The organism is Methylophilus sp. Leaf416, from assembly GCF_001424665.1.
Classification (GTDB): Bacteria; Pseudomonadota; Gammaproteobacteria; order Burkholderiales; family Methylophilaceae; genus Methylophilus.
The window spans coordinates 93,365-118,174 of sequence record NZ_LMQS01000004.1; the positions used below are offsets into that span (position 1 = coordinate 93,365).

The window sequence follows — 24,810 nt, forward strand, 5'->3', positions numbered from 1 at the left end:
GCCTGTCACAGGCCGTGCGCGTGATACACTGCCAACTTTCATTATGCACTCGCAGTGTCGTATTCGCTCATGCCTGCTATCCCCGCGTTTTTGAAACCCTACTGGCCTCGTCCTGTCACTGGCTCGCTGCGTGATCACGCACGTGCCGCATTCGGTGCCGGCTTAGGCATTCTAGGCACAGGCCTGATGGCCCATGCTGCTTTACCGGGTGACTGGCTCACCGCTATTTTCCTGATCGCTCCTATGGGGGCTTCGGCAGTCATCCTGTTCTGTTTGCCATCCAGCCCGCTTGCCCAGCCATGGGCGATTCTAGCGGGCAATACGGTGGCGGCACTCTGTGGCGTTTTCTTTGCCCATTTATTGCCGGCCCATATTGCCTATGCCGCTGCCCTGGCAATGCTGTCAGCGATTGCCATGATGTTTGCCTTGCGTTGCCTGCATCCGCCAAGTGGCGCGGTGGCATTGACCGCAGTGCTTGGTGGTGAAACAGTTTATCAGCTGGGGTATACATTTATTTTGTGGCCGGTACTGGCAAATAGCGCGTTACTGGTATTGTCCGCCTGGCTATACCATACCCTGACTGGCTACCGCTACCCTGCGCTGCAAATCGATACTAAGCCTGCTGGGCCCGAGCACATGAATTACCAGTTCGGTTTCCGGCAGGAAGACTTACAGGCAGCGTTAGGGCAATTTCATGAAGTACTGGATATCAGTCCGGACAGCTTGCAGGCACTGCTGCAACAAACCGAGCTGATTGCCTATCACCGCAAACTGGAAGAAATTGAGTGCCGGCATGTGATGCGTCCGGTGACAGATACCTTACAGTTTGGCGATACATTGGAAGATGCCTGGCAAACATTGTTGCAACAATCTGAGCCGGCCATCCCGGTGGTGAATAAAGCCAACCTGGTGATTGGCTTATTGAGTGTGGCGGACTTTATGCAGCACGCCAAACCCGAAAAATTTAACCAGGTGGCACCGGCACTTAAAAAGCTGATCCGCTGGTCACCGACCACCCATAGCAGCAAACCGGAAGTAGTCGGCCAGATCATGGCCACTCCGGTGATTACTATTCTGGAAAATATGCACCTCATGCATACCATCCCTCTGATGACCAGCCATCATTTGCAACTGGTACCGGTGGTTGACAAGCATAATAAGCTGGTGGGTATCCTGACCCAGACTGATATTATCCGTGCGCTATATCGCTAAGCTCTTCCTTACTTTAAGCCAGTACTAAGCACATTAAAGTTTCTTCGACTTTTCCATTTGCTTGTATGGCACGATCACTTCGCGTGAGGCCAGAACAATCTCCCGCAAAAAACATAGCAAAGACAATATCAGCGAAGCCATCGAGACAATAAAAGAAATCATCACCAGATGTGACAGGCGCACGCCGGTCTCCACTGACAGAAACATGCTGGCAATCGAAACGCAAATACACAGCGCGGCAAAGGTCGCCAAGCCTATCGCCCGGCGCAGCCATTTGGTCCTTCGTACGATAATCTTCAATTCATCCTTAAAGCGTTCTCGTTTTTCTTCTGGTGCATCGGTCAGAAATCTTGCACGATCAATCGAGCGTCCCAGCCTGCCGATCAGTACACCCAGGATAGAGCCAATACCAGTAAGCAAAAACACCGGTGCTACTGCATCGCGGATGGCTCCAGAGACATTATGAATCTCAAATGCGCTGCCAATCATGAAGTTTATTTTTCCTTTCAAAAATAGAGGGTTCCTCCTTCTCCGATAAGCAGTTCTTATGCCCATATCTGGAGATAAACTTTCCCTACGAATTTTTACATTTATTGCTATATTTCTGCACCAATAAGGGGAGTTATCGCCCCATGAAAGTGCAACCACGCTTGGAAAACCGTAATAAAGGTCAATTGTAGGCTTTATCGAATACTAAATATGTGAAAAATCCCGTATTTTCAGAGCTGAAGCAAAGAAAAACGGCCGTTTTGACTGCTTATTCGCTCAATTTCATCGCGGTTTCAGGTCCCGTTCTTGCTGTAGAAGCATCGGATATTCGATGTTTTTTGAAAGTGTTTCATGTACAAGCAGCCCCTTACCGATGATCTCACCAGCCATTTCAAACAAGTTAATGATTTTCGCTCACGAATTTACCAGCTTCAACACGCCTGGGACAGTCTGGCATTAATGGCCCAGCTTTCCGGCACCGGGTCTGAAATGGAGCATACCCGCAGTGCGTTTAATACGATTTCTAACGATGTACTGCAGCATTTATCACAGGAGACCTTACGCAAAACAGCGGCACAGCTATCTTCCAAAGCGTTTGAAATTATCAATCTGCTGGTACGCAACCTGTTTGAGCGTACGGCGGACATTGGTTTTTTTGCAACTGATGATGATGTGCGAGATTATTTATCGCACTATATGCAAGGCACAATGACCGATGAGGAACACGATGCAATTTGCTTCCGCTTTGAGGAATACCAGAAAAAATACACCGTATACGAGAATATCGTGCTGTTCGACAGCCAGGGGCAACTAATCCACCAGCTGGATGCCAGCCAGACCATACTTGATCATTTCCACCCTATCGTGGCGCTGGCTCAGCAATCTTCAGAGCCGTACATCGAGCGTTTTTACGAAACGGTGATTAACGGCAGCACGTACAAATCACTTGTTTATGCACACGAAGTGCGTAGCAAGGATGACAAAAGATCCCTGGGAGTGTTATGCCTGAGCTTCAAGTTTGTGAATGAACTGGATACGATTTTCCACAACCTGATTCCCGAACATGACTGGACCATAGGCATCTTGCTGGATGAAGAGCGCAATGTGATTGCCTCCAGCGATGTTTACCAGATTCCACTGGGTGCAAAAATCTGTGCCGAGCCAGACCAGGACTGGTTTATCAGCCGCTTCTCCGGCCGTGAATATTTGTGCGTGACCAAACATTCAGAAGGCTACCAAGGCTACTTGGGGCCAGGCTGGTTAGGCCAGGCCATGATTCCGCTTGAGTATGCCTTCCGCCATAGTATGCATGAAATGGTGGCGCATATAGATGGCGAAACCCTGCGCAAGGTGATGCGCAGCCCGCTGATTTTCTCGGACAGCTTGCTGAATATTCCGAAACAGGCAGCCAGTATCCAGAGCAAACTTAACCAGTCGGTGTGGAACGGCAATATCTGGCAAAGCAACTATGTGGATACCCAGCAGAAAAACTTCTCCAAAACCCTGCTGTGCGAGATCAGCAATACCGGTCACAAAACGCAGCAGATTATTGAGCAGATGGTCTCTGAGCTATACCAGACCGTGGTCTCAGTAATGCTGGAAAACTCCAGTTTTTGCGCACAAATGGCGGTGGATATCATGGACCGCAACCTGTATGAGCGCGCCAACGATGTCCGCTGGTGGGCACTGACTCACAGTTTCAGGGAGTTGCTAGGCCAAAGCCAGTTGACCAAGGATGATCAGCGCAAGATCTCCGACACCCTGCGCTATATCAATAGCCTATATACCGTGTATGATAACCTGATTGTGTTTGACCGCCAGGGCGAGGTCATGGCTGTTTCAAATCGCCACTATGAGCATCTGCTTGGCACGCAGTTGCAAGATGAATGGGTGGGCCGAACGCGTAGCTGCCTGTCGACGCAGGATTATGTGGTTTCCGCCTTTGAAAAAACGTCTTTATACAACGACCAGTTTACTTACATTTATGCCGCACCGATCCGGCATCTGGATAACAACAGCATTGTTGGTGGCATAGCGATTGTGTTTGATAGCACACCACAATTCCAGGCCATGTTGAAAGATGTGGTGCCGCGCGATAGTGATGATGCGCCGGTTGCAGGAAGTTTTACCGTGTTTGTGAGTGACCAGCTCAGCGTAATTTCCAGCACCTATCAGGAAATTATGGTTGGTGATAATTTCGAACTCATGCCTGCCATAGACAAACTGAAAGAAGGCGAGCAATTGTTTGATATCGCCATTTACCACAATACCTATTATGCCGTTGGTGCGCATGCCTCTTATGGTTATCGCGAATATAAAGGCGCAAAGGATAACTATCGCAACAAGGTAATTGCGCTGATTTTTACACCACTGGGTAAAGTGGATGAGATTAATCAACGCATACGCGCGGAATCGGAAGTGATCCATAACAAATTTAATCCCAACCTGTTCTTGCAGTCCGGCAAAGAATCTCAGGAATACGCCACTTTCTACGTGGCCGACACCTGGATGGGCATTGAAACCAGTTTTGTACGTGAGGCGATTGACGAAGGCCAGTTACGCACGCTACCGGAGGCGGCACCGTTTATTGCCGGCATGCATGCTTACGGTGACGAGGTAATCCCAGTCATTGACCTCGCGCGCATGCTTGGCCACCCGCATTACTCTACCGAGTACCGCCAAATTATCGTGATAGAAGATAAAACCTCTTCGCTGAAATTTGGCGTATTCGTTTCGGCTCTGGGGGAAATCCCATATCTCTCGCCCAACCAGATTCAGCCACTGACCTCGCTGTTTAAAGGCGTCAGCCATAACCCGGGCATCGCGATTGCCAACATTGCTCAGAACAGCATGCTGACTTTGGTCTCCCCGCAAAGTTTATGGGACAAGGCGCTCACCGTACGCAGCCTCAGGCAGGAAGAACAGGTGTTTGTCTGATGAACAGCCAAACCATACTCGGCATTATGCAAAACGACATCATGGACTCCTTGCTCACTGCGCAACAGCAAAGGCTGCTGGATACGCTGCTGGATAACCTGGATGGCATGATTTACCGTTGCCTGTATGACGACAGCTGGACCATGATCTATGTCAGCAAAGGCTGCGAGACGCTGACTGGCTATACACCGCCTCAGTTATTGCTCAATAAGGATATTTCTTATGAAAGCATGACGCATCCTGATGATCGTGACAGGGTGCGGATCACCATCGCCGAAGCCCTGGAAAAACGCGAACGATTTCAACTGGAGTATCGTATTGTGCGGGCCAGCGGCGACTTCGTCTGGGTGGCTGAACGCGGTAGCGGTGTGTTTGACGAGGATGGCGAGCCGGTCGCGCTAGAAGGCATTATCCAGGATATCAGCAGTCGCAAAAGGATTGAACAGGCGCTATTCAGCACCGAGCAAAAATACCGCTCCATGTTTGATAATTCAACATTGGGCATGTTCCAGACTACAGAATCCGGCACTTACCTGAATGCCAACCAGGCATTGGCCAACCTGTATGGATACGCATCTGCCGCCGACCTGATCAGCGACCTCAACAATATCAGTACCCAGCTTTATGTTGCTGAAAGCCGCCGTAGTGAATTCACTCAGGCCATCAGCACTTATGGCCGCGTGCAAAACTTTGAATCCGAGGTTTACCGGCACAACGGCGAAGCGATCTGGATCTCAGAGAATGCACACGCGGTGTATGACACCGTTGGCAATATCCTGTATTACGAAGGTACAGTAGAAGACATTACTGACCGCAGAAACCATGAACAGCAAATTCACCAGTTAGCCGTCACCGACAAATTGACTGGCTTGCTCAATCGCCATGCCTTCAGCGGCAAACTCGCCAGCCTGATTGCCGAAGCCGATAAAATGCAACGCAAAATCGCGATTGCATTTATTGACCTCGACCACTTCAAGCTGATTAACGACACCCTCGGACATCGCGCCGGCGATAAAATGCTGGAAAATGTTGCGCAACGGCTGATACAGAGCACGCGTCCCAGCGACGCGATCGTGCGTTTTGGTGGTGATGAATTTGTCATGCTTTACCCCGGTTTACGTGATGGCGAAGATGCCGAGCCATTACTGGCCCGTGTCATGGAAGCGATCTCGCTGCCAATTGAAATTGGCGACTACGTGTTTAACATGACATGCAGTGTCGGCGTCAGTATTTACCCCGACCATGCCAAAGATATCGACACCCTGCTCAGTTGCGCAGACTCGGCACTCTACAGCGCCAAAAATGCCGGCAAAAATAAAGTGCAGATGTTCAGCGGCACCCTGGCGCAACAGCTTGGTGAACGCAACGAAATTGAATATGGTCTCGGCCATGCTTTGCAGCGCGGTGAACTGATGCTGTATTACCAGCCACAACTCAATATGCAGCATGGCAATATCAGTGCCCTGGAAGCGTTAATCCGCTGGCAGCATCCTGAAAAGGGATTGATCCCGCCAGACGAATTCATCCCGGTAGCGGAAGAAACCGGGCACATTTTTGCGATTGGTGAATGGGTGCTGCAAACCGCCTGCCAGAAAATTAAATCCATGCAGACTGAATGGGGCTACCTGGTCCCTATCGCAGTGAATGTATCTCCGATACAGTTCTTGCGTGGTAACCTGGTCGAAACTGTGCAAAGAGTGTTACGTCAGGAAAGGGTACCGCCACACTTATTGACGCTTGAAGTCACAGAAAATGCAAGATTCAAAGATGAAGCCATGTTTACGCGTACGCTTGAGCAGTTAAAACGATTGGGTGTATGTATCGCGATTGATGATTTTGGCATTGGCTATTCCAACATGGCATACCTCAAAAACTATCCGATTGATGAACTGAAAATCGACAAAGCTTTTGTGCAAGACCTTGAGCAAAGCGTGACCAACGGCAATATTCTGCTGGCGCTGATTAACCTAGGTAAAAGCTTGCATAAATCGGTCACCGCAGAAGGGATAGAAACAGAATACCAGCACCGGTTTCTGCTACATAGCGGCTGCGATGTCGGGCAAGGTTATTATTACAGCCGACCGTTATCGGAAGAGGCTTTGACAGAGTTTATGCGGGAGCAACAGCCGAAGTTTGATCATATGCAGAGAGTGGCCAGGTAAAACTGGCTATTATTTTGTATCGCTGCCATCACGCGAGTTTCGCACCACTTTCAGTGTGCGTTTGTAAAGCTTACTTAGTCAAAATACAGGGCAGACTGTCAAAGGATCTAAACACCTTTCGTTATTCTGGCAGAGGTATAGGGGTTCATAGAGCATGCTCTATAAAACCTATTACCTAACTAGTCAGCCATTTCAAAACTTTAACCTTTGCATGAAAGAGAGATTTAGATTTAGTTTTGTTATTGCCATCAGAACGACTAAGCAATGCTAGCTAGCCTTTAATATTACGAACTAAGCCGTTGTTTGTTCTAATTCTATCTCTGGCAGAGCTTCGTTTTTAATGGCTGCCTCAAATGCGGTCAAACGTTTATAAATAGATAGCAACTCAACAATGGTTGTCCATGAATTCACCAGATACTGGAACGAACTGCTTACCTGGTTGAATGCGTTAAGTATCTGCTGCATTATGCCAAAAGTAATTTTTCCGACAGCAATTGTAGGAACTAAAATAAGAAAAACAAAGATATTATCTGCTTGAATATATAACATTCTTGCAACGTTAAAATACATATAGTGAAAGTACAATCTAAAATAGTTATTTCTCACGTCAGAAAACAATTCTTTCAGTGTCATTGGTTGGGCACGTTGCTCATCATCTTCACCATAAACCAGCTCTTTGCGGTATGCGGCCTCCACTCTTTGATTTTTAAATTCAAGACCGGGCAATTTGATTCCAACTAATGCTAATAAAAAAGTACCAAACAAAGACCATGCAACCGCCGCCATGAATAAAGGATAAGGTATAACACCTACTAATGGCAGTTCTGTAACGTACTTTGAAAGACTCCACAAAATGGGGAGAAATGCAAAGAGGGTCATTATCGCATCTACAAATGAGACGCCTAAAGTCTCCATCGTTGTTGCAAATCGCATAGTATCCTCTTGAACGCGTTGAGAAGCTCCCTCAATCTCGCGTACTTGGGACCAATGAGCTGTGTAAAAGTCATTCATAGCTGTTCGCCAGCGAAAAATGTAGTGACTGACCACAAAGCGCGTGATCACATAAATAAAAATTGCAACGAAAGCGATTTCTGCGAATTTCAACATTAACAGGTAAAGCTCACTTGCTGGAACTTTCGCCTGTCCAGAAAGTGCTTTTTGAACAAGATCAAAAAATGGTCTTCGCCAATTATTAATTGCAACAGTCACCTGTACTGAATAGTATGTTGAAAACAGAATAAACGCAGAACCGACTATCGACCACCATTGCCAGCGGCTAGGTTTCAGCGTAAACCAGAGTAAAGCAAATATGGTGACACTAAGCGCGTAAAAGATATAAAAGAGCTTGAAAGAATCGGTGACAAAATGCCCAAGGCCAATGATTGGCTCTTTTTCAGTCATATCCAGGCCAACAGCGGTGCCAATCGCGGTGGAAAACTCGAACCATACTCCGCAGCAAATCACTGACCATAAAATGACAGAAGGCCAGAACCAGCGGGAATCAGGGAAAAAGGATTTGAACATGGTGTTTTCTTTATGGATTTTTTGCCAGTGTATTGCCTCTGACAGTTAGCCGCAAGAAGAATGACTTTCAAAAGCTTTTATAACAAACACTGACAAGAAAAAAGCCTCACAAGGAGGCTTTTGGAGGATCAATTTAATTCACTTTTGCTAGCTACGATATCCGCGGAAGCAACAATCAACCGGCGCTGATTTTGCCTTCACCAACTGTATGCGAGGTGTTTTTGCGTTTGCGTGACGGGTATTGTGCATACGTTTTTTGGCCACTGCAGGTTTTTTTTCAACCTGAGTCTCGATGGCCTCATTTTGGCTGGTATCGGCAACCTTCATCAAGCCATCGGCTTGTACACTACCGGTACGGCTAGGTTGATCGCCAATCACTTTTTGCGGTTTTTCATTTATTTCTGCCGGTGCGTGGCCTTCAAACGTCATCATGATCACGGCCAGAACGTTGGCAAAAATCATCTTCGGAACCATATAGGATTTTGAATTGTGCATCTTGAATAACTCTTATTTATTACTTGAAGTGAAATGGTAGAGGGGCATAGTTGTAGTCTTAAGAAGGATAAGTCCGATTTGCCTGTAAGAATTCCCTTACACTGCACTGAGAATTCACAATTTAATACGCACCAGCAAAACGTTTACTAAATAAAGTAGTCATAGCAACACTTACAGGTAGCATTCATCGGATAACGGGGACTTGCATGAAACCAATCATGGCGCTTTTTTGTTTGACTATCGGCTTGAATATTAACGGTGCGCAAGCCCAGCCGGATATAGTGGATACACTGGAGTTAGGACACTCCATCGTGATGGTCACTACCGATATGCCGGGTGGGTCTAATGGCCGTGGTTCAGGTGTGGTGGTAAGCCCTGAATATGTCGCCACCAATTGCCATGTGATTGCCAATAGCAATGGTGCCAATATCGCCAAATTTCGGGATGGTTATCAGCCGACCGGATTGAAAGCCAATTGGCGTCGTGATTTATGTCTGCTCAAATTTACTCCGCTCCCTTTCAAACCGGTGCCAATGCGCGAGAGCAAAACGCTTAAATATGAAGAAGAAGTATTTACCTTAAGTTTCCCCGCTGGTTCGCCGGTGCCGCAACCTTCTTACGGGACGATCAAAGGTATTTACCCTTATGATGGCAGCCAGATTGTGCGTTCGAGTGCCTCTTTTGCGATGGGCTCCAGCGGTGGTGCCCTGTTTGACCAGAATTTCAATTTAATCGGCCTGACCACGTTCAAAAGCCCTGGTCATCACGCCTTTTTCTATAGCTTACCGGTAGAGTGGATTAAAGAGTTGATGGAAACGCCGGATGTAATGTCATTGAAAACGATGGAAGTACCTTTCTGGGCATTGCCTATGGCAGAAAGGCCTTTTTTCATGCAAGTGGTGATTCCTTACCAGAATGAGGAATGGGCAAACTTAAAAACCATTGCCAGCCAGTGGACCATAAAAGAACCGGAATCGGCAGATGCCTGGTATTTTTTAGGACTGGCTGAAGAAGGGTTATTGGAGCTGGCACAAGCCGAAAAAGATTTCAAAAAAGCCTATGCCATCAATGCGCGCGACCTGGATGCCATGCTGGCATTGTCGCGAATTGCCTTTGTGCAGAAAAACCTCAACGCGCTGGAGTTATTGCAACCTGCTGTCTCGTCACTGGACCAGGCGCAGGGTGAGCTGATTGCACAGCAAATCACAAAGCTCAAGCAAACCAATTAACAAGCACTTTCATTCTTACGCCATGTAAAACAGCATTCTTATCTAGTGGCTCCCATCCCATGGCCAACAATGGTAAGGTTTAATAATGGATAAGAAAGATACGACTGAAGCTGCCGCTCATTCCGGCATGGTGGGCATTTTGCTGGCCGCTGGTTTTTCGCGCCGGTTTGGTGAGCACGATAAATTACTGCATAAACTCAATAACGGACTAACAGTGGCTGAAGCTTCTGCACAGGCGCTGCTGCAAGCGTTACCGCATTCGGTTGCAGTAGTGCGCGAGGAAAATCTGGCTTTGCAAAGCATGTTGGCGGCACTTGGTTATCATGTAGCACCGAGCAAGCATCAAAATGCAGAAATGGCTGATAATCTTAAACTTGGGATACTCAGCGCAGACTCCAAATTCACTCAGGCCTCGGGCTTTGTCATCGCACTGGCCGATATGCCTTTTATCCAGCCACACACCATCACAAAAATTGCGAATCTATTAGCGACAGCCGCCATTGTGCAGCCCGTTTTCAATGGTAAAGCAGGACATCCGGTAGGTTTCTCGCCGAGGTTTAAGAATGAATTGCTGGCGATTCAAGGCGATCAGGGCGCACGAGAAATTCTGCGTGCCCATCAAAATGAGATAGTGTTACTGGCTTGTGACGATGAAGGCATTTTGCGCGACATAGATACCCTGGCTGATCTGCCTGGTCAGGCTTGAATGATAAACCTTCAAGCGACTGAATTCAGGCAACCGCGCGACTAATATCTACAGCCTGAATACCTGCCTGCTGTACCTGCGAGCGTTCCTGAATCAACTCGGCCAAAATAGATACCGCGATTTCAGCAGGTGTACGACTGCCAATACGCAGACCAACCGGACCGTGCAGACGGTTGACTTCCTGCTCACTTAAATCAAACGTACGCAGACGCTGTTTACGTTTTTCCTGGTTTTTTAACGAGCCCAAAGCACCAATATAAAATGCTTCAGATTTGAGTGCCTCCAATAACGCCATATCGTCCAGTTTCGGGTCATGCGTTACAGCAACAATCGCGGTATGCGGGTCTGGGGAGATTTCCAGCACCACATCATCCGGCATACCCGGCAACCAGTCAGCGCCTTCTACATGCCATTCGTCGCGCATTTCTTCACGCGGATCACAGATCATGACGTGAAAATCCAGCGCCTGTGCCATGGCGGCCAGTACCGAGCCAAGCTGGTTTGCGCCAATAATCAGTAAGCGCCATTGCGGGCCAAAATAGCTATGGAACCAATCATTTTCCAGGCGTGGTTGCCCTTCAGGCAATACGTATGCGTGACGGATTTCACCGGTTGGCAAATGGACAGAGCGTTTGAGCAATCGCCGTTGCGCCAGGCTTTCCAGCATAGGCGTTAATTGTGAGGCATCATTAAGAGGTTCAGAAAAAATCTTGATCTGGCCGCCACAGGGAATACCGAACCGTTGCGCCTCGGCCTGATTAACGCCGTATTCCATGATCGCTGGCTGTACAGGTAGCTCTTGATGCTTGGCCTTATCGGCTAAATCATCTTCGATACAACCGCCGGACACCGAACCGACCAGATGGCCGTCTTGACGCACTACCAGGATAGCGCCTGGCAACCTGGGGGCAGACCCCCAGGTTTGAATCACAGTGAACAAATGCGCACGATATCCCTGTTGCAACCAGTCTCTGGCGCGTTGCAGCACTTCCTGATCAGAAGATTGCATTATGCTAACTGATCCCCAATTGGCAGGCGGCGTATGCGTTTGCCGGTCGCTGCAAACACGGCATTAGCCACCGCAGGCGCCAGTGGTGGCACGCCAGGCTCGCCTACGCCCCCCATTTTCTCGTTACTTTTCACGATATGCACTTCTACTCTGGGCATATCTTTCATGCGCAATACCTGATAATCATGGAAGTTGGATTGCGCCACATTGCCGTCCTTGAAACTGATTTCGCTGGTCAAGGCAGCGCCCAGCGCATAGGCAACTGACGATTCCATCTGTGCTTGCACACCATCAGGATTGACTGCCAAGCCACAATCGATAGCCACTACGACGCGATGTACTTTGACTTCGCCTTCTTTAACGGAGACTTCCGCTACTTGTGCGACATAGCTGCCGAAGGATTCGTGCACAGCGATACCGCGGAACACGCCGGCAGGTAATGGCTTGCCCCAGCTGGCCTTATCTGCTGCCAGATTGAGGGCCGCCAGGTGACGCGGATGATCTTTCAATAACTGGCGACGGTAGGCAAGCGGATCCTGTTTAGCCGCGTGCGCCAGCTCGTCGATCAGGCTTTCCATCACGAAACCGGAATGGCTATGGCCGACCGAGCGCCACCACAATACCGGGATATCACTTTGTACGGAATGCAGGTGCACCTGGTGATTTGCAGTGCCTTTCACATAAGGAGAATCGGCAATGCCTTCTACCGAAGTCGCATCAATACCATCCTTGATCATGACACCCTCAAACGGGGTGCCTTTGATAATGGATTGGCCCACCAGTGTGTGCTGCCATGCCAATGGCTTGCCCTGTTTATCCAGCGCAATACTGGCGCGGTGCAGGAACATCGGGCGGTAAAAACCACCCTTGATATCATCTTCACGGCTCCAAACGGTTTTCACCGGCATATTCGCTGCCTTGGCAACTTCCACTGCTTCAGAAACAAAGTCTGCACGCGGATTGGCCCGACGGCCAAAGCCGCCACCGAGGAATTGCGTGTGGATTTTCACCTGTTCAGGTTTCAGGCCCAGGATTTTGGCTGCTGAGGCCTGGTCAGTGGTTTGCATCTGCGTACCGGTCCAGATTTCGCAACCATCCCCTGAGATTTTCACTGCACAATTGAGTGGCTCCATAGGCGCATGCGAAAGGAACGGCAGCACGTATTCGGCGCTCACGGTTTGCGTAGCCTTTTTGCTGGCACTGGCAATATCCCCGGCCTTGGCCGCCTGTGTGCCAGGCTTCTGTGCCAATGCCTGATATTGCTTGAGCAATTGTGCAGTATCCGGCCGTTCGTGCGCCGCTTCATCCCACACCAGTTTCAGTGCTTCACGGCCCTGTTTGGCAGCCCAGTAGTTTTCGGCAATCACTGCAGCGCCAGTCGGCACTTGTACCACTTTAATGACGCCAGGGATTTTGCGGGTAGCACTGTCATCATAAGATTTGAGTTTGGTGCCAAACACTGGCGCACGCGCGACCATGGCGATTTTCAAACCATCAAACTGCACATCCTGGCCGAACTTGGCGGTGCCGTTAATTTTGTCGGCACTATCCAGACGCTTGGTCGGTTTGCCAATATATTTCCATTGCTCCGGCTTTTTCAGTGTGACATTTTTCGGTGTTTCCAGCTGGCTGGCAGTTTCTACCAATTGACCATAGCTTAATTTCTGCGTGCCATTGATAACATAGCCATTTTCAGTGCGCAAACCTTCAACCGGTACCTTCCATTGTTTGGCTGCTGCTTGCAGCAACAATGCGCGGGTTAGCGCGCCTGCCTGGCGGTAACGCTCAAACTCTGACCAGGTGGTAGAAGATCCCCCGGTAATCTGTATGCCATACGCGGTATGCACATAAGAAGGCGCAGCTGGTGCATGCTCAACCTTGATTTTGCTCCAGTCAGCGTCGAGTTCATCGGCGATCAGCATAGGCAATGTGGTCCAGATGCCCTGTCCCATTTCACTGTGTGCAAGCATGACGGTAATACTATCGTCCTTGCCTATACGCAAAAAGGCATTTGGCGCCGGCAATGTCAGCGCCTCGGCGGCATTGGCCACACCCATAAAACGTTTCGCTTGCGGAATGCTGAAAGCCACCACCAGGCCACCCGCGACCAGGGCGGTATTTTTGATAAACCCACGGCGGGAGAGATTAATCATATCGTTCATGTGTTCTCTCCTTAAGCCAGTTTTTCGGCAGCTTCGTGAATCGCTGCACGGATACGTTGATAAGTACCGCAACGGCAGATATTGCCGCTCATGGCGGCATCAATATCGGCATCATTGGGTTTCGGGTTTTGCCTGAGCAATGAAGTAGCGGACATGATCTGGCCGGACTGGCAATATCCACATTGCACCACATCAATTTTCTGCCAGGCGGTCTGTACCGCCTTGCCCACTTTATCTTCCTGCATGGCTTCAATGGTAGTGATCTTTTTGCCAACAGCAGCGCTCACCGGGGTCACACATGACCGGATAGCCTGCCCATCCAGGTGTACAGTACAGGCCCCACACATTGCCATACCGCAACCAAATTTGGTGCCGGTCAGCCCGGCGACATCGCGAATAGCCCACAAGATAGGCATATCATCGCTGACTTTTAATTCTGTTTCTTTGCCATTGATATTGAGTTTCATGAGGTAAGGTTCCTTGGTATCTGACTAAAGCCACAGAAATGCGGCTGGTGCGCGAAACCCTGCGGTGGGGTCTCATCCTTGTCAAAAACATCCTAACATACATGAGTGTATGTATGAATAGTTTAGCGATGACTTACTGGAAATTTAAAAGTGTTAAAAAAGTGCGCTTATTCTGGAATAAAGGCATCAAGTACGATGCGGTTTTAGCACTTTAGCTATCACGCCGATGCTATTTGGGTCACAGATGAATACTTAATCTAATGTGAAATAACGCTTTGAATTTTTTGCTTTATAACCACTTCAATTTAGTCGCCAGTGTATACAGCCCCATCCCCGCCAGCATACTCGCGACAAAGATCCAGACCTGACTACCGCCGATCAGCATTGCGGCCACTGCGGGACCGGGGCAAAAACCGGCCAGGCCCCAGCCAATACCAAATAACACTGCGCCTATCACTAAAGGTTGATCAATATTAGTACGCTCAGGCAAATCGATAGAAACCCCCAGCTCGCTCCACTTTCGCTGTTTGGCGTCGCGAAATGCAAAGAAGCCAACGGCAATCGCGCCTATCATGACAAACGCCAGTGAAGGATCCCAGTCACCGGCAACATCCAGGAAGCCCAATACTTTAGCCGGGTTGGTCATGCCGCCTATGATCAGACCTAAGCCAAACACCAGTCCTGCTATTAATGCTATCAAGTTCGCCATGCAGGTTTCCTTACGAATTTAACAAGTGGCGGGTGACCCACACTACAACAATAGCCACCAGCATAAATGTGAGCGTGGCGACCAGTGATCGCAAAGACAATCGAGACAAGCCGCACACGCCATGACCGCTGGTGCAACCGGAACCCAGGCGCGTGCCGAATCCCACCAGCAGGCCGGACACGATCAGTAAAGGCAAGCCAGCTTCAATCTGCATGGCTGGTAGTGGCGAGAATAGTTGGTAGAGTAACGGGGAAACCAGCAGGCCAATCACAAATGCCAGCCGCCAGCCACGGTCATCGGGCTTGCTTGACCAGAGTTGCCCGACAATACTGCTGATGCCGGCGACTTTACCCAGCCAGCGGATTAATGACAGGGTGGAAAAACCGATCAGCAAACCGCCGATCAGCGATTGCCAGGGGGTGAATGTGGTCATGGTGCGGACCTCAGTAATAAGTATTGTTGTTATTGGCTGTAATGCGGAAAGCCAGCACTAATCTTCTTCGTCCGTGGTATCCAGATTAGGCCTGAATTTACTGGTGTTGCATTCAAAACCGGCTTTCTCCAGCAACACGCGATATTCGCAATCTGGCAAATGGCCTTCAAGGCGACCGTTGATTTTGGTGGTCTCCTGTTTGCAAAATGCGCAGCGATAACGGTGTGCCTGACCTTCAAAATGCTCTTGCGGATAATCAATATAAAAAATCTTTTTCATCGCCGCCTCCTAACGTTATGTTCACTCTATGCTACGCCGGGTTTTGCTTGACGACAATACACAACACCTGCTGAAGAAGTTTATGGCAAGTACTGAATAACGCCCTTATTTTAAGCACAGCTGAATTACCTTGTGCAATCAGTAGTTTACAGCTTCCACCCACAGCCCACCTTAAAAGTTATCCACAAAAAATGTGGATTCACGCCTGATTGCTCCAAACTTAGCCACGGGTATGCAAGGCTGCGATTTCCTGGATATCCAGGTCACGCTCCATCAAATGCAGCAGTTCATCATGAATCTGGCCTGAGCGATGCAACTTGAGCAACTCTTCCCGCCCTGCCGCCACTGCCGCCAACACCACATTAAAATGCGCTTTACGCACATCTTCAGGTAGCGCATACGAGTCTTTCAAGGTATGCGATAAATTGGCCCGGTAACCATATTGTTCCAGCAAGCGTGGATGAATTACTTTTCCGGATTCATCGTGTGCCAGCGCTTTCACCACCGCAAATTGCACCGCTTCAAGCTTGGCCCAGGTTTGCGGCTCGTTTAAATAGACATGCTCATTGGCCGTATGTTTAATATTCAGCACGCGAATCAGCCAGCCTATGGTGGTACCCTGAAAAAGCACTGTCACTAAAATAACGGCGAATGCAGAAAGCAGCATCAGGTCGCGGCCGGGAACTTGCGCGGGTACTGCCAACGCGGCCGCCAGCGTCACCACACCCCGCATGCCTGCCCAGCTTTTGACAAAAGATTCGCGCCAGTTGGCCTGCATATGCGGCTTGTGCGATTGCTGTTTAAATAACCTGGCAAGGCCATCCACGGCAAAGATCCAGACGAACCGCGACAGGATGACCGCAGCCAACACCAGCAATACCTCAATACTGTAAGCACCCCAAGACTTCTCGGCATGCTCAATGCGCTCCCACACCCCGCGCAGGGAGAGTCCAATCAGGATAAACACCAGCGATTCCAAAATGAAAATCATAATCTCCCAGAAAGCACTACCGCGCCTGCGGGCGGTCGCGGTCATGATTTCATGCTGATACCAGCCCAGTATCATGCCGTAAGTCACAGTGGCAATCACGCCGGAAACATCAAGGTATTCGCCAACCACGTAACAGATCCAGCCAGGCAACGCTGAAGCCAAAATCATGAGTGAAGTATCTTCCAGGTAACGCAGCAGTTTGTAGACCAGGTAACCAAACGCCGCCCCCAGCACCACACCGCCTACACTCAGCCATACAAATTCAACCAAGGCACTTTGCATGGAAAACACACCAGTCAGTATGACGGCGATGGAAAACTTGTATAGCACCAGGCCAGTGGCATCATTGAGCAGGCTTTCGCCTTCAAGCAAAACCAGTAATTTGCGAGGCAACGCAACCCGTTGTAACACGGCTTTGGCAGCAATCGCATCCGGTGGGGACACAATCGCCCCAAGGGCAAAACATGCGGCCCATGGCAGGCCAGGGTTTAATGCATGCAAGGCGAGGCCAACAACGAGCGTAGTGAATAGCACCGCCCCTATGGCGAGTAACAGGATGCCCGTGAGGTGACGACGGAATTCATGCCAGACCGTGAAATAGGCACCCTCCATTAGCAATGGCGGTAGAAAGACTACCAGCACCAGGGCAGGATCAATCTCGAACGCAGGCAAGCCAGGCAAAAAGGCAATGACGGCGCCGCCGACTAGTTGAGCTACGGCGGGTGGTAGACGTAACTTTTTTGCCACCAGTTCGAGACCGATAATGGCGACTAGAAAGAAGAGAATCAGGTTGAAATAGAATTCATTGCTCATACTGTTTCGATTTTGAAAAACTGCTGTTGGCACAATGACACAGGATAGATATTACAGTTAAATTTAAGATTTTAGATTTCATTCAGTTGGCGTATCAGACAAGGATGCAATAGGAGTTTACACAGGAAGCTTTTTGCATTTGTGGCTGGCTTATGCAGAATTAAACGCGCCCTGCACTAGTAAATCAAGACCCATTTAATGTTAGGTTGATTGCAGTAAATTGCAGCACTTGCTAGAAATCTGATCGGTATTTCTTTCAATAGTTACACACTGCTTTTCGCCTCTAGGCGACCCTCTTTCTTATGCTTGTCCATAAGAAAGAAGGCAAAGACACCCTAGCTTCCGCTTGTTTCCTGCGTTGCTCGACCTAGGACTTTCGTCCGTTGCTTGGCCGGACTTAGGCCAAGCGGTCACGAAACTCAACCTAGTAGCTCACACAAAACGTGAGCTACTGCGGGATTCAGATAGTCGCTCCCTTGTATCTTATTTTGACTGCGCTACTCGGCGCGTCAGATAGGGCCCATTTAAAAACACTACGATGAGACTTTAGTGATACATCAAAGATGGTGGGTGCTAACTGTTGTCTCTACAGATCAAGATAAAAACTCAATAAATTCGTGACTGGTTTTCCACAATGATAGAGCGTGATGCGGTATCTAAAGAATTACACTCAAGTGAAAGCGTGTGCCTTTCCCGGGCCCTATCTGACGCGCCGAGTAGCGCAGTCAGCGTGGGAGTTTTCGACCAGCGTCTGTTCGAGTTCCGCGGTGGCTTGCGTTCTTTGCAAGCCGCTAGGGCGAGTTTCGCTGGATGCCCACATAGAGTCCGGTTACGGACGACAGTCCTAGGACGAGCAACGGAGGGAAAAAACGGAAGCTAGGGTACCCTTTCTTTTGGTTACATTTTCTTTGGGCAAGCAAAGAAAAGTAACTCGCCTAGAGGCGAAATAAAATGGTTAATTCTCAAAGAAATACTTTTAAAACCAAACCAAGAAGTGCAGCACTCGCTCTTCGATCGTAACCAAGCTAAGCATTAATTTTGCCTGGATTCCGGCCTTCGCCGGTATGACGAACCGCTGCAGATGATGATTTGTTAACAATAATGATTTGATATGGCAAGTGTCACCAAAGCTCGTTACACTTAAACCATCCAGTACATGGTGACGCCATCACTTCCACCATGTCGCGAAACCAAGCGGGCTATACCTCAGCAAACCCGCCTGACATAAAAATATAGAAGAGGATTTTCATGAGCGCGTTGAAGATTGTATTGTTAAGCATACTATTGCTTTCAAATAAGGCTGGGGCCGAACCCGCACCCGCAACAGCCGCTGTCACGGTACAATCATTCTCGCCACAAGGTGAAATAAAAGCCGTACGCCAAGTGAGCGCACGCTTCTCAGAACCTATGGTGGCCTTTGGTGACCCCAGACTTGAATCGCCCTTTGACATCAGTTGCCCGGCACCCGGCAACGGCCACTGGGCCGATGCACGTAACTGGGTCTACGATTTTGACGATGACCTGCCCGCGGGACTGAAGTGTACTTTCACACCAAAATCCTCCAGCAAAAGCCTGAATGGCGTGTCGCTTGATCGTAAATCTTTCAGCTTCAACACCGGCGGTCCGGCCATTCAGCTTTCCCATCCTTACGAAGGTAATGAGTCCATTGATGAAGAGCAGGTATTCCTGTTGGGGCTGGACGCGCCGGTCAATCTTGAATCCGTGAAACAGCACGCCGCTTGCAGTATTAATGGCGTGGGTGACCGTATTCCGTTAAGGATTATCGAAGGCAGCCAGCGCGAAAAAATCCTGGCCGAGCAGGCTAGCCGTGCCAGTAATTTCTTTCTGGTCATCACCAAAAAAGCTAAACAAGGCATCGTTGAAGTCAAAGATAACCGCTTGAAAAACGCAACTGTGGTCGTGGCCCAATGTGACCGCAAGTTACCGGCCGGCAGCAAGGTGACTTTATGGTGGGACAAAGGCATCACCTCAACCTCAGGCATTGCCACTTCACAGGCCCAGTCACTGCAATTTGCCGTGCGCGAGGCATTTAAAGTCAGTGTCAATTGCACGCGCACCAACCCGAAAGCGGGCTGCGTGCCGGTGCTGCCAATTACGGTGCAATTCAGCGCGCCGGTAGAACGCGATGTTGCCAGTAAGTTATTGCTTAAGACTGCCGATGGCAAGCAAATAGCACCGGTGATTGCCAAGAATGACACCGGTAAAACCTTGGAGTCGGTGTCTTTCCGCGGGCCATTTACCGAAAAAAGCAGCATCAGCCTGTCGCTGCCTTATGGCTTCAAGGATGACGCTGATCGCTCACCCGTGAACAGTGCGTCTTTCCCGCTGAAACTGAATATTGATGAAGACCCGCCACTAATCAAATTCCCGTCGCGCTTTGGTATTCTCGAACAACATGCACAACCTGCCCTGCCCGTCAGCGTGCGGAATGTGGAGGCAACATTGACCGGCGTGCAAGTGCAACCTGGTGCATCCACGACCAGTAAAGGCGTTGTCGGCAGGCTGGCACTGGACGATGACGCCACGCTGGCCGAATGGTTTTTTCGCGTCACCCGCCACCCTTACGATAACAAGTTAGATCAACAGTTTTCGCGCGAGCATGACCGTTACCCACGCGAAGGCGAAATCCCGCTATTGATGGGGTCAGCCAGGGATTCACGTTTTAACACCAGCCCACTGCAACTGCCGCGCGCCCATGGTGATAAAACCTTTGAGTTGATAGGTGTGCCACTGAAAAAGCCTGGTTTTTATGTAGTGGAATTCGCCAGTGACCGCTTGGGTGCTACCCTGCATGGCGAGCAAAAGCCCTACTATGTATCTTCCAGTGCGTTAGTGACCAATATGGCAGTGCATCTGAAACAGGGTCGTGAATCTTCGCTGGTATGGGTCACACGTTTGGATAATGCACAACCGGTCGCTAATGCTGCAGTTCGGGTTTCCACCTGTGAAGGTCGCACCTTGTGGGAAGGCAAAACAGATGGCAAGGGGATGGCACATATTGAAGAAACGCTGCCTGACGGCTATTACAACCATTGCTCGGGTTTGCTGGCAACAGCGCGCAAGGATGATGATATGTCCTTCGTGTTTTCATCCTGGGACGATGGCATCAGCCCCTGGCAATTCAACCTTGGCGGCGGCTCTTCCGGCACCCCGCTGATCGCACATACGGTATTTGACCGGCCGCTGTTCCGCGCCGGTGAAAAAGTGTCCATGAAACACTTCATCCGCGTACGTACCGGCAAAGGCTTTGATCTTGCAGACAACCAGCCAGATACTATTTCAGTCGTGCATGAGGGCAGCGGCGAGAAATACGATGTACCGGTGAAATGGCCCAATGCTGCCGGCATCTCGACCTGGGAAATCCCTAAGGAAGCAAAGTTGGGTACTTACTCTGTGTCGTTAATGGCAGGGCAGTTCATGCTCACCTCGGGCGCGTTCCGCGTGGAGCAGTACCGGGTGCCGCTGATGAAAGCAGTGCTGAAACCGCCTGTGCAACCATTGATTAACGGCAATCAACTGGCGATTGATGCCCAGCTGAATTATTTGGCGGGAGGCGCCGCTGCCGGCACCCCGGTCAAATTCCGCAGCCGACTGGTGCGCTACCCGTTGCAATACAGCCAGTTTGAAGATTTCAGTTTTGGCGGGCGCATTCCAAAAGAGGGCATAGAGGCTGTACAACCCTATTCCTATGATCCGGAAATGGAAGAAGGGGGTGAAAGCGATGCAGGTGATGAATCTACCCAGGTAAAAGGCTACCCGGCGAAAACGGTCAATCTGTCGCTGGATGGCAATGGCGGTGCCAGGGTCACGTTCGACAAATTACCCAGGGTGCAGGAATCGCATGCGCTTGAGGTGGAGATGGAATACACAGACCCTAACGGACAGATTTTGAATGCGGCCACCCAGGCCATCATCCTGCCTGCGGCATTATCGCTAGGCATGAAAATAGAAGGCTTTTTTGCCACCAAGGAACGGCTGGCGTTCAAAGTACTGGCGCTGGATGCGGCCGGCAAACCTTGGGCAGGCCGCAAAGTGAATATCGAAGCATATACGCGTAAAACTTATGCTTACCGCAAGCGCATGCTGGGCGGGTTTTATGCCTATGAGCAAACCGCTGAAGTGAAGCAGGCAGGCAATGTTTGCAGTGGCAATACTGATAAACGCGGCATGCTGGTTTGCGATGGCCCGGCGCCGGAATCCGGCGAAATCATACTTGTCGCCACCGCCCAGGATAAACAGGGCAATATTGCCATCGCCAGCAATGAAGTGTACGTGGCAGACGACAATGCCTGGTTTGACGCCTCGCAAAGTGACCGCATAGATTTGTTGGCGGATAAGCGCGCCTATGAACCTGGTGAAACGGCACGCTTTGAAGTGCGCATGCCGTTCCGCAAAGCGACTGCCCTGGTGACAGTCGAGCGCGAAGGCATCCTCGACTCTTTCGTAGTACCTGTCAGTGCTAGTTCCCCTTTCATCAAGGTGCCGATTGCCAGCAATTACGGCCCGAACGCCTATGTATCGGTGATGGTGGTGCGTGGCCGCATAGACCCCGAAGTGTCGGGCCAGTTTTCATGGCTGAAACGCATGGTTTACCGCATAGGCATGTTCTTCGGGCTGGTCAAGAAAATGCCGGTTGAGGTAGATACGCGGCCCACTGCACTGGTGGATTTAACCAAGCCGGCATTCAAGCTCGGCATGACACAAATACGCGTCGGCTGGCAGGCCTATAGCCTGAAAGTCAACGTCGAACCCGACCGCCAGACTTACCATGTGCGCGATAAAGCACGCGTGAAACTGACGGTGACAGACCCATCCGGAAAACCTGCTGCCAATGCTGAAGTGGCATTGGCAGCAGTGGATGAAGGCCTGCTGCAACTGGCAAAACCGCAGTCGTGGAATGTGCTGGAAGCGATGATGGAGCGGCGGCCAATTGAAGTACGTACGTCTACCGCGCAATCACAGGTGATAGGCAAACGCCATTTTGGCAAAAAAGCCGTAGCACCTGGCGGCGGCGGCGGCCAGGGCGCCAATGCACGTGAGTTGTTTGATACCTTGCTGTTATGGAAACCCAGCCTGAAACTGGATAAGCATGGCCAGGCAGTGGTGGATGTGCCCTTGAATGACTCTTTAACCTCATTCCGGATTGCGGCGATTGCCCACGCCGGGGCGATGCGTTTTGGTACGGCATCGACACTGATCCGCAGCGGCCAGGAAGTGATGCTGTTCTCGGGCTTGCCGCCGTTTGTACGTGAAGGCGACCAGTTCAATGCCATGGTCACTGTGCGTAATGGTGCCGAGCGGCCATTGACCCTGGATGTGGCGGTAGCGGATGACATCAGCAAAACCCCGCACACCCAGCGCGTAACGCTGAAACAGGGCCTGGGCGCTACCTTATCTTTCCCGGCGACTGTTCCGTTAAATGCAACTCGTCTTAACTGGGCTATCAGTGCCAGGGAAGTGGTCACCGGTAACAATCAAAAACCCGCGCAAGACCTGCTGAAAATTTCACAGCAAGTCGGTGCCGCGTATCCGGTACGGGTATACCAGCAAACCTTGCAGCAATTGAATTCAGGACAACCATCAAACCCAGAAGCGCAAACGAATGCACCATTGACCTTCTCCGTCCAGCAACCGGCCGGTGCGATTGCAGGACGCGGCGGTATCGATGTCCAGCTGACGCGCTCACTGGCTGGCAACCAGGACGCACTACGCGAATGGATGAGCAAATATCCCTATGTTTGCCTGGAGCAACGCGCTTCTGTCGCGGTCACGCTGGAAAGCGAAGGCGGCTGGAACCAGGTGATGAACAGCCTGCCTGCGCACTTGGATCAGGATGGCCTCGCCAGGTATTTTGCCATCGACTGGTTGCAGGGTGACGATACGCTGACCAGCTACCTGCTGCGTATCGCTGATGAAGCGCATTACACGATTCCGGAGGGTCCGCGTGAGCGCATGTTGAAAGGCCTGGAAGATTTTGTCGCCGGCCGTATCCACCGCTATGGCAGCTTGCAAACAGCTGATTTAACGCTGCGTAAACTGGCCGCGATTGATGCACTGGCCAGGTATGAGCGCGCGCGCCCGGCCATGCTGGAACCACTGGAAATCAGTCCCAACCTGTGGCCAAGCTCGGGCGTGATTGACTGGCTATCCGTGTTGCAAAAGCTGCCAGAAATTCCCGAACATGACGAAAAACTGAAACAGGCACGCCAGGTCTTGCAATCGCGGCTGACATTCTCAGGCACCACCATGAATTTCTCTACCGAGAAACAGGATTACCTGTGGTGGCTAATGGTGTCGCCCGACCTGAATGCAGTACGTGCACTGCGCCTGCTAGCAGAAGACCCGGAGATGGAAGCGGCTGACATAGGCCGTCTGGCGCGTGGTGCACTATCGCGCCAGGTCAACGGCCACTGGAGCACTACTGTTGCCAATGCCTGGGGCGCGACCGCTTTGCGTTACTTCCAGGCACATTTTGAGAAAGCACCGGTAGCTGGCAGCACGCAAGTCAAACTGGGCGATCAAGCGCAGTCACTCAATTGGTCTGGCGCAAAAACGGCCTCAGAAGAAACCGGGCATCATGACCCGGTAAAAGGCACGCCTATGGGCGCCGGATTAGCCACGCATTTTGCCTGGCCAAAAAATGCCACACCACTGTCTATCCAGCACTTGGGCAATGGCAAACCATGGGCATTTGTGACTTCCAAAGCCGCATTGCCGCTGGATAAACCATTATTTTCCGGCTATAAACTCAAACGCACAGTGACTACAATTGAACAAAAAAACGGTGGTCTGTGGCAACGCGGGGATACCTACCGCGTGCAACTGGAAATTGATGCGCAGACCGATATGACCTGGGTAGTGGTGAATGACCCGGTACCGGCGGGAGCGACTATTTTAGGTAGCGGCCTTGGCGGCGATTCCAGCCTGTTGGCAGCCGGAGAAAAGAAACAAGGCTGGCAACGTCCTGCGTTTGAAGAACGCGCATTTGATGGCTTCCGCGCTTATTATTCATATGTACCTAAAGGCAAATTCAGCATCGAATACACCGTGCGGTTGAACAACGCTGGCCGCTTTGCCATGCCAGCCAGCCGTGTAGAGGCCATGTATGCGCCGGAGATATTTGCCGAACTGCCTGTCGCTGCCATAGAAGTAAAACCTGGCTTCTAATGAGC

Annotated in this window: 16 protein-coding genes; 6 read left to right on the forward strand and 10 right to left on the reverse strand. The window is 50.3% G+C overall.

Features of this window, described 5'->3' with window-relative positions; all coding sequences use genetic code 11:
* Positions 1–69 precede the first annotated feature (69 nt).
* Positions 70–1,212: an HPP family protein gene (locus ASG34_RS10325; protein WP_055830228.1), complete on the forward strand. Its 1,143-nt coding sequence runs from the start codon at positions 70–72 to the stop codon at positions 1,210–1,212.
* A gap of 33 nt (positions 1,213–1,245) precedes the next feature.
* Here the strand turns inward: ASG34_RS10325 and ASG34_RS10330 are convergent, their stop codons facing one another.
* Positions 1,246–1,701, reverse strand: coding sequence for a DUF2721 domain-containing protein (locus ASG34_RS10330; protein WP_055830232.1), 456 nt, complete (start codon positions 1,699–1,701; stop codon positions 1,246–1,248).
* 351 nt (positions 1,702–2,052) lie between these two features.
* On the opposite strand from ASG34_RS10330, the gene ASG34_RS10335 reads away from it, so the two are divergent.
* A complete protein-coding gene (locus ASG34_RS10335) occupies positions 2,053–4,638 on the forward strand; it encodes a chemotaxis protein CheW (RefSeq protein ID WP_055830233.1) in 2,586 nt (861 codons plus the stop codon).
* A complete protein-coding gene (locus tag ASG34_RS10340) occupies positions 4,638–6,800 on the forward strand; it encodes a sensor domain-containing protein (RefSeq protein ID WP_235559769.1) in 2,163 nt (720 codons plus the stop codon). The genes ASG34_RS10335 and ASG34_RS10340 overlap by 1 nt, the downstream gene beginning before the upstream one ends.
* Before the next feature lie 291 nt (positions 6,801–7,091).
* Here ASG34_RS10340 and sbmA read toward each other — a convergent pair whose 3' ends face one another.
* Together sbmA and ASG34_RS10350 are read right to left on the reverse strand one after the other, a co-directional pair.
* Positions 7,092–8,324 (reverse strand): peptide antibiotic transporter SbmA, encoded by a 1,233-nt coding sequence (sbmA, locus tag ASG34_RS10345; protein ID WP_055830234.1) that lies wholly within the window; start codon positions 8,322–8,324, stop codon positions 7,092–7,094.
* Between the two features lie 147 nt (positions 8,325–8,471).
* Positions 8,472–8,819 carry a hypothetical protein gene (locus ASG34_RS10350; protein WP_055830237.1) on the reverse strand — a complete coding sequence of 116 codons (348 nt, stop codon included), beginning with the start codon at positions 8,817–8,819 and terminating at the stop codon, positions 8,472–8,474.
* 218 nt (positions 8,820–9,037) lie between these two features.
* Between ASG34_RS10350 and ASG34_RS10355 the strand changes: the two genes are divergently transcribed.
* Positions 9,038–10,048: a S1 family peptidase gene (locus ASG34_RS10355; RefSeq protein WP_235559770.1), complete on the forward strand. Its 1,011-nt coding sequence runs from the start codon at positions 9,038–9,040 to the stop codon at positions 10,046–10,048.
* Between the two features lie 85 nt (positions 10,049–10,133).
* Positions 10,134–10,754: a nucleotidyltransferase family protein gene (locus tag ASG34_RS10360; protein WP_235559771.1), complete on the forward strand. Its 621-nt coding sequence runs from the start codon at positions 10,134–10,136 to the stop codon at positions 10,752–10,754.
* Between the two features lie 25 nt (positions 10,755–10,779).
* On the opposite strand, the gene ASG34_RS10365 is transcribed toward ASG34_RS10360, so the two are convergent.
* From ASG34_RS10365 to ASG34_RS10395, 7 genes are all read right to left on the reverse strand, one after another.
* Positions 10,780–11,763: an XdhC family protein gene (locus tag ASG34_RS10365; RefSeq protein ID WP_055830241.1), complete on the reverse strand. Its 984-nt coding sequence runs from the start codon at positions 11,761–11,763 to the stop codon at positions 10,780–10,782.
* The gene (locus tag ASG34_RS10370) at positions 11,763–13,925 is read right to left on the reverse strand and encodes a xanthine dehydrogenase family protein molybdopterin-binding subunit (RefSeq protein ID WP_055830243.1); all 2,163 of its coding nucleotides are present in this window, start codon (positions 13,923–13,925) and stop codon (positions 11,763–11,765) included. Before ASG34_RS10370 ends, ASG34_RS10365 begins: the two co-directional genes overlap by 1 nt.
* An 11-nt stretch (positions 13,926–13,936) precedes the next feature.
* Complete coding sequence (locus tag ASG34_RS10375; protein ID WP_055830245.1) at positions 13,937–14,392, reverse strand: (2Fe-2S)-binding protein; 456 nt, start codon at positions 14,390–14,392, stop codon at positions 13,937–13,939.
* Between the two features lie 289 nt (positions 14,393–14,681).
* The gene (locus ASG34_RS10380) at positions 14,682–15,101 is read right to left on the reverse strand and encodes a DUF6691 family protein (RefSeq protein ID WP_055830247.1); all 420 of its coding nucleotides are present in this window, start codon (positions 15,099–15,101) and stop codon (positions 14,682–14,684) included.
* Between the two features lie 10 nt (positions 15,102–15,111).
* Entirely contained in the window at positions 15,112–15,534 is a 423-nt protein-coding gene (locus tag ASG34_RS10385; RefSeq protein WP_055830249.1) for a YeeE/YedE family protein, read from the reverse strand.
* A 57-nt stretch (positions 15,535–15,591) separates the two neighbouring features.
* Entirely contained in the window at positions 15,592–15,813 is a 222-nt protein-coding gene (locus ASG34_RS10390) for a hypothetical protein (protein ID WP_055830251.1), read from the reverse strand.
* Between the two features lie 220 nt (positions 15,814–16,033).
* Entirely contained in the window at positions 16,034–17,617 is a 1,584-nt protein-coding gene (locus tag ASG34_RS10395; RefSeq protein ID WP_055830253.1) for a Na+/H+ antiporter, read from the reverse strand.
* A gap of 1,248 nt (positions 17,618–18,865) precedes the next feature.
* Between ASG34_RS10395 and ASG34_RS10400 the strand changes: the two genes are divergently transcribed.
* Complete coding sequence (locus tag ASG34_RS10400; protein ID WP_055830255.1) at positions 18,866–24,805, forward strand: alpha-2-macroglobulin family protein; 5,940 nt, start codon at positions 18,866–18,868, stop codon at positions 24,803–24,805.
* The last annotated feature ends 5 nt before the right edge of the window (positions 24,806–24,810 follow it).

Excerpts from the sequence above, each read along its gene's own strand:
- ASG34_RS10325 (WP_055830228.1), top strand. The coding sequence starts at position 70 with ATGCCTGCTATCCCCGCGTTTTTGAAACCCTACTGGCCTCGTCCTGTC.
- ASG34_RS10330 (WP_055830232.1), bottom strand. The coding sequence starts at position 1,701 with ATGATTGGCAGCGCATTTGAGATTCATAATGTCTCTGGAGCCATCCGC.
- ASG34_RS10335 (WP_055830233.1), top strand. The coding sequence starts at position 2,053 with ATGTACAAGCAGCCCCTTACCGATGATCTCACCAGCCATTTCAAACAA.
- ASG34_RS10340 (WP_235559769.1), top strand. The coding sequence starts at position 4,638 with ATGAACAGCCAAACCATACTCGGCATTATGCAAAACGACATCATGGAC.
- sbmA (WP_055830234.1), bottom strand. The coding sequence starts at position 8,324 with ATGTTCAAATCCTTTTTCCCTGATTCCCGCTGGTTCTGGCCTTCTGTC.
- ASG34_RS10350 (WP_055830237.1), bottom strand. The coding sequence starts at position 8,819 with ATGCACAATTCAAAATCCTATATGGTTCCGAAGATGATTTTTGCCAAC.
- ASG34_RS10355 (WP_235559770.1), top strand. The coding sequence starts at position 9,038 with ATGGCGCTTTTTTGTTTGACTATCGGCTTGAATATTAACGGTGCGCAA.
- ASG34_RS10360 (WP_235559771.1), top strand. The coding sequence starts at position 10,134 with ATGGATAAGAAAGATACGACTGAAGCTGCCGCTCATTCCGGCATGGTG.
- ASG34_RS10365 (WP_055830241.1), bottom strand. The coding sequence starts at position 11,763 with ATGCAATCTTCTGATCAGGAAGTGCTGCAACGCGCCAGAGACTGGTTG.
- ASG34_RS10370 (WP_055830243.1), bottom strand. The coding sequence starts at position 13,925 with ATGAACGATATGATTAATCTCTCCCGCCGTGGGTTTATCAAAAATACC.
- ASG34_RS10375 (WP_055830245.1), bottom strand. The coding sequence starts at position 14,392 with ATGAAACTCAATATCAATGGCAAAGAAACAGAATTAAAAGTCAGCGAT.
- ASG34_RS10380 (WP_055830247.1), bottom strand. The coding sequence starts at position 15,101 with ATGGCGAACTTGATAGCATTAATAGCAGGACTGGTGTTTGGCTTAGGT.
- ASG34_RS10385 (WP_055830249.1), bottom strand. The coding sequence starts at position 15,534 with ATGACCACATTCACCCCCTGGCAATCGCTGATCGGCGGTTTGCTGATC.
- ASG34_RS10390 (WP_055830251.1), bottom strand. The coding sequence starts at position 15,813 with ATGAAAAAGATTTTTTATATTGATTATCCGCAAGAGCATTTTGAAGGT.
- ASG34_RS10395 (WP_055830253.1), bottom strand. The coding sequence starts at position 17,617 with ATGAGCAATGAATTCTATTTCAACCTGATTCTCTTCTTTCTAGTCGCC.
- ASG34_RS10400 (WP_055830255.1), top strand. The coding sequence starts at position 18,866 with ATGAGCGCGTTGAAGATTGTATTGTTAAGCATACTATTGCTTTCAAAT.